Annotated in this window: 11 protein-coding genes; 7 read left to right on the top strand and 4 right to left on the bottom strand. The window is 53.7% G+C overall.

Annotation, left to right across the window (positions count from 1 at the left end; translation table 11 throughout):
- Positions 1 to 26 precede the first annotated feature (26 nt).
- The 4 genes from DFK18_RS01690 to DFK18_RS14715 form a co-directional block, all read right to left on the bottom strand.
- Positions 27 to 545: a chemotaxis protein CheW gene (locus DFK18_RS01690; RefSeq protein ID WP_114416461.1), complete on the bottom strand. Its 519-nt coding sequence runs from the start codon at positions 543 to 545 to the stop codon at positions 27 to 29.
- 20 nt (positions 546 to 565) lie between these two features.
- On the bottom strand, positions 566 to 2,818 hold the full coding sequence (locus DFK18_RS01685) for a chemotaxis protein CheW (RefSeq protein ID WP_114416460.1): 2,253 nt from the start codon (positions 2,816 to 2,818) through the stop codon (positions 566 to 568).
- Positions 2,819 to 2,855: 37 nt separating this feature from the next.
- A complete protein-coding gene (locus DFK18_RS01680; RefSeq protein ID WP_114416459.1) occupies positions 2,856 to 3,221 on the bottom strand; it encodes a response regulator in 366 nt (121 codons plus the stop codon).
- A 188-nt stretch (positions 3,222 to 3,409) separates the two neighbouring features.
- Positions 3,410 to 5,137 carry a methyl-accepting chemotaxis protein gene (locus DFK18_RS14715; RefSeq protein WP_162299653.1) on the bottom strand — a complete coding sequence of 576 codons (1,728 nt, stop codon included), beginning with the start codon at positions 5,135 to 5,137 and terminating at the stop codon, positions 3,410 to 3,412.
- A 187-nt stretch (positions 5,138 to 5,324) separates the two neighbouring features.
- On the opposite strand from DFK18_RS14715, the gene rsxA reads away from it, so the two are divergent.
- Genes rsxA through nth form a run of 7 tightly spaced genes read left to right on the top strand, consistent with a single transcriptional unit; the run spans position 5,325 to position 11,857 of the window.
- Positions 5,325 to 5,906, top strand: coding sequence for an electron transport complex subunit RsxA (gene rsxA / locus DFK18_RS01670; RefSeq protein ID WP_114416457.1), 582 nt, complete (start codon positions 5,325 to 5,327; stop codon positions 5,904 to 5,906).
- On the top strand, positions 5,906 to 6,538 hold the full coding sequence (gene rsxB / locus DFK18_RS01665; RefSeq protein ID WP_114416456.1) for an electron transport complex subunit RsxB: 633 nt from the start codon (positions 5,906 to 5,908) through the stop codon (positions 6,536 to 6,538). Before rsxA ends, rsxB begins: the two co-directional genes overlap by 1 nt.
- A complete protein-coding gene (rsxC, locus tag DFK18_RS01660; protein WP_162299652.1) occupies positions 6,531 to 8,816 on the top strand; it encodes an electron transport complex subunit RsxC in 2,286 nt (761 codons plus the stop codon). Before rsxB ends, rsxC begins: the two co-directional genes overlap by 8 nt.
- A gap of 5 nt (positions 8,817 to 8,821) precedes the next feature.
- Positions 8,822 to 9,844, top strand: a complete 1,023-nt coding sequence (locus DFK18_RS01655) for an RnfABCDGE type electron transport complex subunit D (RefSeq protein ID WP_114416454.1) — start codon at positions 8,822 to 8,824, stop codon at positions 9,842 to 9,844.
- Positions 9,841 to 10,518, top strand: coding sequence for an electron transport complex subunit RsxG (rsxG, locus tag DFK18_RS01650; RefSeq protein ID WP_114416453.1), 678 nt, complete (start codon positions 9,841 to 9,843; stop codon positions 10,516 to 10,518). The genes DFK18_RS01655 and rsxG overlap by 4 nt, the downstream gene beginning before the upstream one ends.
- Before the next feature lie 2 nt (positions 10,519 to 10,520).
- Positions 10,521 to 11,228: an electron transport complex subunit E gene (locus DFK18_RS01645; RefSeq protein WP_114416452.1), complete on the top strand. Its 708-nt coding sequence runs from the start codon at positions 10,521 to 10,523 to the stop codon at positions 11,226 to 11,228.
- Positions 11,225 to 11,857, top strand: a complete 633-nt coding sequence (gene nth, locus DFK18_RS01640; protein ID WP_114416451.1) for an endonuclease III — start codon at positions 11,225 to 11,227, stop codon at positions 11,855 to 11,857. Before DFK18_RS01645 ends, nth begins: the two co-directional genes overlap by 4 nt.
- Positions 11,858 to 11,859 lie beyond the last annotated feature (2 nt).

The following is an 11,859-nucleotide window of genomic DNA, read 5'->3' as shown; positions in this document are numbered from 1 at the left end:
CCTTTCCCCTCTGATTAGAATTCTTATTAGCCTGCCTGAACCACCTGATCCATCAGCCCCATGTCGCTACTGGTCATGAGCTTTTCGATATCAACGACGATAGCCATTCTTTCATCTTCATCTTCAGTGGTTTTATCCAGGGTCGCCAGGCCTTCCAGGTATTCTGTATCCAGCGTAGCCCCAAACTCGGGAGCAGGGCGGATCTGGTCTGGATCCAGGGCGATCACATCGGAAACCCCATCCACTACCATCCCTACGATTCTTTCGCCCAAATTAAGGATAATCATGACGGTGAACTGGTCATAAACAATTTCACCAACATTGAATTTAATGCGCATATCCACCACTGGGACAATTACACCGCGCATATTGATGACACCCTTGATGTACTCCGGCGTATTGGCAATACGGGTTACTCCATCGTAACCACGAATTTCCTGAACTTTGAGTATATCTATAGCATACTCTTCCTCACCCAGAGTGAAGGTCAAAAATTCCTGCTGACCACTGGTCACTAAAGCTTGTTCTTCAGTTGCATCATTCATGAAAACTACCTCCAGGCTGCTCAGACCACATTCATTCGGGCCAGACGTTCTATATCAATGATCAGGGCCACGCGGCCATCCCCCATAATCGTTGCACCGGAAACCCCTTCCACTTTGCGGTAATGGGTTTCCAGGCTTTTGATCACCACCTGATCCTGGGCAATCAATTCATCCACGAAGAGCGCCAGCTTGCCCTCAACCGTCTCGACCACAACCAAAATCCCCTCTTCGGGATTGGTAAATCTTGGCTGGAGATTAAAGACTTTATACAAGGGCACCAAGGGCAGGTATTCGCCGCGGATATGCACCACCTTACCCTTGCCGGAAACCGTTTTAAGCTGAGATTTATCCGGTTGCATGGATTCCAGAATACGGGTCAAGGGAAGAATGAAGACTTCATCACCCACCCGCAAAGACATACCATCGAGAATGGCCAGTGTCAGCGGCAGACGCAAACCGATGCGGGTTCCCTGGCCCGGGACTGAATCGATTTCAATCTGGCCTTTCATTTCACTGATATTACGCGAAACCACATCCATGCCCACGCCACGACCGGAAACATCGGTAATTTCCTTGGCCGTTGAAAAGCCAGCTGCAAAAATCAATTGCCATACTTCTTTATCGGGTGGGTTATCACTCAGCGGAATGCCTTTTTCTTCAGCCTTGGCCAGGAGTTTTTCGCGATTAAGGCCTGCGCCATCATCATGAATCTCCACCAGAATACTGCCACCCTGATGACTGGCGCTGAGGGTGATCGTGCCCTCTTCAGGCTTGCCCGCCGCCACACGTTCTTCAGGTGATTCTATGCCATGGTCGATCGAGTTTCTAACCAGGTGAGTCAAAGGATCAGATAGCTTTTCAATCAAGCCTTTGTCCAGCTCGGTTTCTTCCCCGACCAATTTCAATTTGACCTTCTTGTGCATTTTCTTGGTCAGATCACGCACAACTCGAGGAAAACGTCCAAAGACAAAATTGATGGGCAACATCCTGATGGACATAACCGCTTCCTGGAGATCACGGGAATTGCGTTCCAGGTTAGCCAGGCCGTTATGAATATTTTCGTATTCAATCGGATCCAGTACCGATGCAGATTGCGCCAGCATGGAGCGGGTAATTACCAGCTCACCAACAAGATTGATCAACTGATCAACCTTTTCCACGCCCACACGGATTGAAGTGTCCGCTGCAGCCTTGGAAGCAGGTGCCTTGGCAGGCTGAGAGCCAGCTTTTGGAGCAGGTTTACCAGACGCTTTTTTGTCAGTCTGTTCAGCACTCGAGGTATTTTGTGCACTTAACGAAGGCTTAGACCCACTGGTTACTGCTTCCTTGGCAGGCAGGTCTTTTTCATCAACGAAAAAACCGTACCCCGGATCTTCATCAGCAGTTTCACCTTCATTCGTCTGGGATTCGGTTGCTGCTGGCAGCTCGTCATCCTCGACAAAGAAACCATAGCCTTGTTCTTCTTCCAGGCTTTCCAAAGAAGCGGGTAATTCACTTTCATCAATGAAAAAGCCAAAGGCTTCTTCGTCATCGTCAGCAGAGTTATCTTCGGCAAGAGGCTGGTCGCCTTCCTGCCACTCAAAGGTCACTTCCTGAGGTTGGCAGACCCAGGCAAAAATTTCTTCCAGCTGCTCACGTTTGACTGCCGCATGGAGTAACCAGGTAGCCTGTCCATCGTGAGGCGGGGTGACCTTCTCCACTTCGCCCAAAGCCATCAGATCTTCAGTGACAGCATCATAGGAAGCCGCTCCGGCAAAAATATCCGTCGCCGGATGCAATTTAATCAGCCAGGCACCACCACCACGCGTAGGGGGCTGCTCGTCACCAGCCGGAGGCTGTTGTTCCGGTGGTGTCGGCGTCGAGTCTTGATTGGCAGGCTGTTCATCATCACTGGCCAAACGCACCAGCTCGGATTTAACCGTTGCGATGCGATCAGCATCGGTTTCATTACCCTGTTGGTGATCATCCAGCATAGTACCCAGAAGATCACTGGCCTGTAGAAAGGCCTCGATCATGTCATCCGTGGGATGCAACTCCTGCTTACGCAAGCGATCCAGTAGCGTTTCCAGAGCATGGGTCAAATCAGCAATATCAGTAAAACCGAAGGTACCCGCCCCCCCTTTTATAGAATGAGCCGCCCGAAAGATGGCGTTCAAATCATCCAGACTGGGGTTATCCAGATCTATGGCCAGCAGGAGGTTTTCCATGGTTGCCAGGTGTTCATAGGCTTCATCGATAAACACCTGGTGAAACTGGCTCAGATCAACACTCATGGGTTTAACCTCTTCGATTCGCAGTTGGGGTCATTAATTAACCGATTACTTTTTTAACCACATCAATTAGTTTTTGCGGGTCAAAAGGTTTGACCAACCAACCGGTCGCCCCAGCAGCTTTACCCTGCTGCTTCATGGCAGCACCCGCTTCAGTGGTCAACACCAGAATCGGAGTGCGGCTATACGCAGGCAAAGCACGCAAGCTTTTAATGAGTGTCAGACCATCCATATTTGGCATGTTCTGGTCGGTCAATACCAGGTCAAAGCGCCCGGACTTGGCTTTTTCCAGCCCTTGTTTGCCATCAACCGCCTCGGTGACCGAATAGCCAGCTCCCTTGAGGGTAAAAGAAACCATCTGGCGGATGGATGCAGAATCATCGACTGTCAGAATCGATTTTGCCATGACATTGAATCCTCTAAGTGTGCAAAGCCTTTAGCTCATCTTCCCGAAGGCTGATAACCCCTCAACGACCAGCCTCGCCTGACTGGCTTGGCTGGTCACTTGTTCAGAGGCCTAAAAAACTAGACCTTCAGGTAAGCTACTCAAAAACAGTTAAGATTTAAAGAGTTATAGATCAACAAAATACATTTTTAAAACTCTTCCCACTCATCGTCTTCCTGACGTTTGGGAGGAGGGGGCGCCACACGTTTCTTGTTATTGGACGCTGTAGCAGCTGCTTTTCTGGAAGCAGGCAACTTGACTCGGGGCTCCTGTTTGGCGCTGGAGGCGGCTTGTGAAGAAGAAGCTTTCAACCCCAAATCCACCTGACGACTGATCTTGAACATGGCGACAGAGGTACTCAGGGCAACCGACTGCTCTTCCAGGGACTCGGCAGCAGCAGCGGCTTCTTCCACCAGGGCAGCATTCTGCTGGGTGACATCATCCATCTGGATTACAGCCTGATTGACCTGCTCAATGCCCTGACTTTGTTCGTTGGAGGCAGCAGAAATCTCGCCCATCAGGTCGGTGACGCGACGAATGGAAGTAACAATTTTCTCGATGGTATCTCCGGTTTCACGTACCAGCTCACTGCCACCGCGAACGGTTTCCACCGATTCAGTAATCAGCTCTTTAATTTCTTTAGCCGCAGAAGCCGAACGCTGGGCCAGTACACGAACCTCGCCGGCTACAACAGCAAACCCGCGTCCCTGTTCACCGGCTCTGGCCGCCTCTACAGCAGCATTCAGGGCCAGAATATTGGTTTGGAAAGCAATGCTGTCGATCAAGGTAGTAATATCGGCAATCTTGTCAGAGCTTTCACTGATCTGATCCATGGTACGAACTACTTCGCGGGCTTTTTGACCACCGTCCGTAGCCACCTGACTGGCATCCACGGATAGTTGATTGGCCTGCTGGGCATTATCAGCATTCTGCTTCACGGCCGAGGTCAGCTGCTCGAGGCTGGAAGCGGTTTCTTCCAGGCTGGATGCCTGCTCTTCAGTACGTTGAGACAGATCCGAGTTACCGGCGGCGATCTCGCTGGATGCTGTGGTGATCGAAGCAACAGCCTCTTTGATATCGCCTACCAGGTCTTCAATTTTGGTGACAAAGACGTTGAAATGACGGGTCAGCTCGGAAAGTTCATCGCGGCCCTGTTCATCCAGGCGCACTGTCAGGTCGCCATCGCCACTACTGATATCCTTCATGGCATCAGCAGTATTCTTGATCGGACGGATAATCGAACGGCCGATCAGCAAGGCCATAACCAGCATCACAAACAGGATAATAGCTGCCACGGCCAGAAGGGCCAGCAGGCTGCTCATGAATTTACTGTCCAGGTCATCAATATAGACGCCGGTCGCCAACACCCAGCTCCAGTCATCGTTATAGCGGGCATAGGATAGCTTGGGAGCCGGTTTGTCACTGCCGATGCGATTCCAGTGATAGCGGACCACCGTGGAGCCTTCACGCACAGACCCCTCAACCAACTGACGAACCAGAGGCACACCATTTTGATCCTGCAAGCCCATCATATCCTGACCAATCAATTCCTGATTGGGGTGGGCCAAAAAGCGACCATCTCGGGAAATGATAAACACATAGTCATCATCCGGACCATAAATCATCGCCTGTACGGCGGCCAGAGCTTCACGCTGGGCTCGAGCCTGAGTTAACTGACCCGATTCGGCCTGATGCTGAAATTCCTCGACGATCCCCTCAGCAGCATCCACCATATTGCTGATTTCTTCGAGTGTCATGGACTCCATGTCCTGATACTGGCGATCCAAAGCAACAGCTAGAATTGCCAGCATGCCGATCACCGCCAAAAGATTGATAATCCAGATGCGATGATTAATTTTCAATTTGCGTAATAACATGAGCTGATTCATCCACAGACAGTTGAGATTAAAGCCTTTATATGCGACCGATAGACGCAATTATGGCATGGTTATCCAAACGGATGCACGATTATTAGGTATATCTGATAAGCTGCCTCCCAAAAGCCCTGTGATTTCTACAGCAATCGGTTAAAATAACCCTTTATTTCGTCGCTTTGCGGAAAAAATGACTGAATATTTATTGCTTCTCATCAGTACCATCCTGGTTAACAACTTTGTTCTGGTTCAGTTTCTCGGGCTTTGCCCCTTCATGGGCGTGTCCAACAAACTGGATTCGGCGCTGGGTATGTCCCTGGCCACCACCTTTGTCCTTACCCTTTCTTCCGCATTAAGTCATCTGGTCTATCACGGCCTGCTGGTTCCGCTGGAACTGGAATACCTACGCACCATCAGTTTCATTATCATGATAGCGGCAGTTGTTCAGTTTACTGAAATGCTGGTACACAAAACTTCTCCGGTGCTCCACCAGACCCTGGGTATCTTCCTGCCCCTGATCACCACCAACTGTGCTGTTCTGGGGGTTGCCCTGCTCTCCATCAGCCAGGAACAAACTTTTGTTGAAGCCATTATTTACGGCCTGGGCGCAGGACTGGGTTTTTCCCTCGTACTGGTCTGCTTTGCCGCCATGCGCGAACGCCTGGCACTGGCTGATGTTCCTGCACCCTTCAGGGGGGCAGCCGTTGCCATGATGACGGCCGGACTCATGTCCCTGGCCTTCATGGGATTTACCGGGATGGTGCAACTCTGATGCTGGAACTCTTGACGACCCCTGGCCTGCTGGCTGCCGTACTCACCCTCTCAGGCCTGGCGGTAGTGATTGGCCTGCTTTTGGGGTTTGCCCAGGTTAAATTCCATGTCGATGGCGATCCTCTGGTAGAAAAGATAGACCAACTGCTTCCACAAACCCAATGTGGTCAATGCGGACATCCCGGTTGCCGCCCCTATGCCGAAGCTATAGCGGCTGGTGAAGACATCAATAAATGCCCACCTGGCGGTGAAACCACCATCCAGGCCCTGGCCGATCTTTTGGGTCGCGAACCCCTGCCGCTGGATGCCGAAGAAGGTGCCACCTCGGAAAAAAGAGTCGCCTTTATCCGCGAAGACGAATGCATCGGTTGCACCAAATGCATCCAGGCCTGTCCGGTCGATGCTATTCTTGGCGCGCCCAAACTCATGCATACAGTTATTGTGGATGAGTGCACCGGTTGCGACCTTTGTGTTGAACCCTGCCCGGTTGATTGTATTGATATGCTGCCTCTGCCCGACCATCTGCAAAGCTGGCATTGGCCTGCCCCTGCAGGCCCCTTGACCTCTCCAGACCAACGCCTGATCGCCAGCGATGCTCCTTCTCGGCAATCCGGGGAGACCCGCCATGCTTGATACCCTACGCTTGACTAACCGGCGTTTTCACGGTGGTATCCACCCCCCGGAGAACAAACTGCAATCCAGTCTTGAGCCCCTGAGGGAACTACCCTTGCCCAATGAGGTGGTGCTTCCTCTGGGGCAGCATCAGGGCCAGCTGGCCAAACCTCTGGTAGAAATCGGGGAAAAAGTCAAAACCGGTCAACTTCTGGCTAGCACGACAGTAGCAACCGGCGCCTGCGTTCACGCCAGTATCACCGGTCGCATCACGGCCATTGAAGACCGCCCACTGCCCCAGGTTTCCGGTCTGAGCCTACCGGCCATAGTGATCCAAAGGGAAGGCGAGGAAGAAAGCTTTACCTACCCGCGTTATGACAACTGGCAGGAAACCCCCAACGAGCAGTTGCTGGAACGCATTCAAACCTCGGGATTGGTGGGCCTGGGCGGGGCCGTTTTCCCGACAAGAACCAAACTGGCAGGCGCTTTGGAAAAGGGCATCGAAACCCTGATCATCAACGCCGCCGAATGTGAACCCTACATCACTGCCGATGACTGCCTGATGCAGACCCGCCCTGCTGCTCTTCTGGAAGGCATAGGGCTGCTGATCAAACTCCTGCAACCCCGGGAAGTCCTCCTGGGCATTGAAGACAACAAACCCCAGGCGCTGGAAAGCCTGCAAAAGGCATTACCCGGTAGCGGCCTGGAAGAGCAGCTGCAAATCTGCGTTCTGCCCACCCTTTACCCCTCTGGCGGCGAGAAACAGTTGATCCAACTGCTCACCGGCAAGGAGGTACCCAGTGGTGGCCTGCCTCTTGATCTGGGCATCCTTTGTCATAACGTAGGCACCCTGGCCGCTTTGGCCGATGCGGTCATCCGTGGTCGCCCTCTCATCGAGCGCATCGTTACCATCACCGGCCAGGCCGTCAGTCAACCGGGTAACTACCTGGTTCGCCTGGGCACCGCCATTGAAACCCTGTTGCAAGCAGCGGGTTGGAACCAAGACAAACACCAGCGCCTCATCCTGGGCGGCCCCATGATGGGCTTTACTCTGCCCTCGGCCCAGGTTCCCGTGACCAAGGCGGCCAACTGCCTGCTGCTACCGACAGAAGAGGAACTCCCGCTGCCCGGTCCGGAGCAGCCGTGTATCCGCTGTGGTCGCTGTGAAGAAGCCTGCCCGGCTCAACTGCTTCCCCAGCAACTGTATTTTTACGCTGCGCATCAGGTTTTTGATCAGGCTGAAGAACACCAGCTGTTTGATTGCATCGAATGCGGTGCCTGTGCCTGGGTCTGCCCCAGTGAAATCCCCCTGGTGCAGTATTACCGCTATGCCAAGGGCGAAGTCCGTCAACTCAGGGCCGATGCAGAAAAAGCGGAGCAGGCACGCCTGCGCTTTGAGGCACGCCAAGAACGCTTTGAGCGTGAACAGGCAGAAAAAGAAGCCAAGCGCCAGGCTCGAGCCCAAGCAGCGGCCAAGCTGGCTGCTGCGCAAAAAGCCAAGCAAGAAGCCAAGACTCAGCAGGAGCCGCAAACCCAGTCCGAACAGGCCAGTAGCGAACCCGATGTGCAAGCGGCTCTCACCAAAAAACTCAAGCAACTGAAAACCGCCAAGGCCGCTTCCAGTGTTGCTGTCAAAAAGGCCGAAAAAGGCCTGGCTAATCTCAAGGCAGCAGCGGATACCACACCTGAGCAACTGAGCGAGCAGGAAGCCAAACTGGCCAAGGCCAAGGAACAGTTGCAAAAAGCCGAACAACAACTGGCTGAAGCTGAAGCCGGAAATACCCCCGCAGCGGCCCAGCCAGCGCCTGAAGTCAAACCCTCAACAGGCAACCCGGAAGACCCGGCCAAAAAACTCAAACAGCTGAAAACAGCCAAGGCCGCCACAGCAGTTGCTGTCAAAAAGGCCCAGAAAACCCTGGATAATTTAAAGGCGGCTGCCGATAGCACGCCCGAGCAAATTGCCGAACAGGAAGACAAGCTGGCCAAGGCACAACAACAGTTGCAAAAAACCGAACAGCAACTGGCTGAAGCAGAAGCAAGCGGTCAACCGGCTCCAACCGCTGCACCGGGTCAGCCGACTGCGACCCCGGAAGATCCGGCGAAAAAACTCAAGCAGCTTAAAACAGCCAAGGCCGCCACTGCGGTTGCCGTTAAAAAAGCGGAAAAAGCTCTCAGCAACCTGCAAGCAGCCAAGGATGCCACGCCCGAACAAATCGCTGAGCAGGAAGAAAAGCTGGCCAAGGCCAGAGAACAACTGACCCGGGCTGAAACCCGCCTGGCTCAAGCAGAAGAGGAATAACTTGCATGGCCTGGATTCAACTCTCTTCTCCCCATAGCCACAATCGTGTTACTACGGATCAGGTGATGCGCCAGGTGGTAATCGCCACCCTGCCCGGTATTGCCACCCTGACCTGGTTTTTTGGACCAGGCATACTGGTCAATCTGATTTTAACCATCAGTAGCTGTCTGCTGGCTGAAGCCCTGGTACTCAAGCTTCGTAACCGCCCCCTGACGGTGCTCAAGGACAACTCAGCCCTGGTCACCGGTATTCTGATCGGCTGCTGCCTGCCAGCCTCCACGCCCTGGTGGATTCCGGTTCTGGGCGGCAGTTTTGCGCTTTTGGTGGGCAAGCAACTCTTTGGCGGCCTGGGACAGAATCCCTTCAATCCCGCCATGGCAGCCTATGCCTTTTTGCTGATCAGTTTTCCGGTACAAATCAGTATCTGGCCGGCACCAGCTACGCCCTTGAGTGACACCTCCTGGCTGAATAGCCTGGCAGGCAGTGATGCCCTGACCGGGGCAACCGCCCTGGATGCCTGGCGCAACAAGGGCTTGTTGATGGCTGAAGAATTCTGGCAAGCCGATGGCTATCTGTCGTCCCAGATGGTCACAGCCTGGGCCAGTGTTGCCAGTGCCTGGCTAGTGGGCGGGCTTTACCTCATCTGGCAGCGCATCATCAACTGGCAGCTGCCGCTGACTTTTCTGGCCACGCTGTTTATTGCCGGCAGCTTTGTCTGGGGATTCAATCCCAGCCACCAGATTCCACCCTGGTTGCACCTGGCTGCCAGTTCAGCGGTATTTGCCGCCTTCTTCATCCTGACAGACCCGGTGAGCGGTGCCACCAGCCTCAAGGGCAAGGTCTTTTTTGCCATCGGCTGCGGCCTGCTGGTGATCTCCATACGCACCTGGGGCAGCTATCCGGATGGGGTCGCCTTTTCGGTTCTGCTGATGAACTTTGCTGCACCTGCGCTGGACTACTACACCCGTCCACGCGTGTATGGGCAAAAACAGGCTCGCAAGGGCTTGGCTAGCAAGGAGAAATCATGACTCAGGAAACGAACCAGCCCAGTCTTGGTCGCAGCCTGGTGCGCAGTGTTACCGGGCTGTTGGCCTTTGCTCTGGTGACAGCCGGAGCGGTTGCCCTGACCAAGCAGCTGACCAGTGAACGTATTGCTGACAACCAGGCCCAGGCGGAAGCCAGACTGCTGCATGAGCTGGCACCACCGGAAGCCGGCTATCGCCTTAATCTGGATGACCCCTTGATGCTGCCTGCAGCACCGGAACTGGGACACCAAGAACCCTTTGCAGCCCATTTGGCTTTCCGCGATGGCCGCCCTGAGCTGCTTCTACTGCCGGTGGTGGCCACGGGTGGCTACACCGGTGCCATCCAGCTACTGGTTGCTTTAAAGCTGGACGGGAAGCTTCAGGGGGTCAGGGTAACCCGCCACCAGGAAACACCGGGACTCGGCGATCGTATTGAAGAAAAGAAATCCGACTGGATTCATTCCTTTGCCGGTGCCAGCCTGGGAGCCCCCCCCCTGGAAGACTGGCAGGTTAAAAAAGATGGCGGAGCCTTTGATCAGTTCACCGGAGCCACCATCACGCCCCGCGCCGTGGTTCGCGGAGTCAGAGACAGCCTGCTTTGGCATCGGGATCAATGGCAGCAACTCAGTCAGAAGCTGCCACTGCCTGCAGCCCCCACTCAAGAGGAGGATCATTAATCATGTCAACCAGCCCCTCTTATCGCCAGATCGCTGCGGACGGCCTCTGGAGCAACAATCCGGCTCTGGTTCAATTGCTGGGTCTCTGCCCCCTGCTGGCGGTAACCAGTACCTTTGTCAATGCCTTGGGATTGGGACTGGCTACCCTGCTGGTTTTATTGGGGTCCAACTTCTCGGTTTCCCTGATTCGCAATCTGGTGCCCGCTAATGTTCGTCTACCTGCTTTTGTCATGATCATTGCTTCTTTCGTGACCTGTGCCGAACTGCTGATGCAGGCTTTTACCTACGAGCTTTACCAGATCCTGGGCATCTTTATTCCCCTGATCGTGACCAACTGCATGATTCTGGGCCGTGCCGATGCCTTTGCCAGCAAAAACAAGCCCCTCCCTGCACTGCATGATGCCCTGATGGTCTCTCTGGGTTTTACCAGCGTGCTAGTGTTGCTGGGAGCCTTTCGCGAAATTCTCGGTCAGGGAACCCTGTTCAGCGGCATGGAATTGCTTTTTGGCCCTAGAGCAGCCGACTGGGAAATCATCTTTTTTACCGATTTCCAGGTGCTTTTGATGGTACTACCACCCGGCGCCTTCTTTGGCACCGGCCTGCTGATTGCCCTGAAGAATTTAATCGATGCCCAGGCCAAGAAACGCCAGAAGCCTGAAATTCTTGCCACAGATAAAACCAGCCGTCGTGTCAGGATGACTTCATCATGAATGCCGCAAAACGCCTCGAGATATTTACCCGCTTGAGAGCGGCCAACCCTGAACCCACCACCGAGTTGAACTGGACCTCTCCATTTGAGCTCCTGTCAGCGGTTCTGCTTTCCGCCCAGGCCACGGATGTCGGTGTCAACAAGGCCACCGCACGTCTTTTCCCGGTGGCCAATACACCCCAGGCAATTCTGGATCTGGGATTGGACCAGCTCAAGGCGTATATAAAAACCATCGGCCTCTATAACACCAAGGCTGAGAACCTGATGAAAACCTGCCGGATTCTGGTGGAAAAACATCAGGGCGAAGTACCGCAAACCCGTAAGGCGCTGGAAGCCCTGCCCGGTGTCGGTCGAAAAACCGCCAATGTCGTACTCAATACAGCCTTTGGCCAGCCTACCATTGCCGTGGATACCCATATTTTTCGGGTCAGCAACCGCACGGGAATCGCCAAGGGCAAAAATGTTGATGAAGTGGAACAAAAGTTGCTGAGGCATACCCCCAGGGAATTCAAGAAGGACGCTCACCACTGGCTGATCCTGCATGGCCGCTACACCTGCGTTGCCCGCAAGCCCAAGTGTTTAAGCTGTATCCTTGAAGATTTATGTGAATTTAAAGACAAAACTGAGTAAGA

Source organism: Marinospirillum perlucidum (assembly GCF_003336805.1).
GTDB classification, from domain to species: domain Bacteria; phylum Pseudomonadota; class Gammaproteobacteria; order Pseudomonadales; family Halomonadaceae; genus Marinospirillum; species Marinospirillum perlucidum.
Note: the sequence above shows the minus strand (reverse complement) of the source record. Positions and strands in the feature narration are given on the sequence as shown.

Excerpts from the sequence above, each read along its gene's own strand:
- DFK18_RS01690 (WP_114416461.1), bottom strand. The coding sequence starts at position 545 with ATGAATGATGCAACTGAAGAACAAGCTTTAGTGACCAGTGGTCAGCAG.
- DFK18_RS01685 (WP_114416460.1), bottom strand. The coding sequence starts at position 2,818 with ATGAGTGTTGATCTGAGCCAGTTTCACCAGGTGTTTATCGATGAAGCC.
- DFK18_RS01680 (WP_114416459.1), bottom strand. The coding sequence starts at position 3,221 with ATGGCAAAATCGATTCTGACAGTCGATGATTCTGCATCCATCCGCCAG.
- DFK18_RS14715 (WP_162299653.1), bottom strand. The coding sequence starts at position 5,137 with ATGTTATTACGCAAATTGAAAATTAATCATCGCATCTGGATTATCAAT.
- rsxA (WP_114416457.1), top strand. The coding sequence starts at position 5,325 with ATGACTGAATATTTATTGCTTCTCATCAGTACCATCCTGGTTAACAAC.
- rsxB (WP_114416456.1), top strand. The coding sequence starts at position 5,906 with ATGCTGGAACTCTTGACGACCCCTGGCCTGCTGGCTGCCGTACTCACC.
- rsxC (WP_162299652.1), top strand. The coding sequence starts at position 6,531 with ATGCTTGATACCCTACGCTTGACTAACCGGCGTTTTCACGGTGGTATC.
- DFK18_RS01655 (WP_114416454.1), top strand. The coding sequence starts at position 8,822 with ATGGCCTGGATTCAACTCTCTTCTCCCCATAGCCACAATCGTGTTACT.
- rsxG (WP_114416453.1), top strand. The coding sequence starts at position 9,841 with ATGACTCAGGAAACGAACCAGCCCAGTCTTGGTCGCAGCCTGGTGCGC.
- DFK18_RS01645 (WP_114416452.1), top strand. The coding sequence starts at position 10,521 with ATGTCAACCAGCCCCTCTTATCGCCAGATCGCTGCGGACGGCCTCTGG.
- nth (WP_114416451.1), top strand. The coding sequence starts at position 11,225 with ATGAATGCCGCAAAACGCCTCGAGATATTTACCCGCTTGAGAGCGGCC.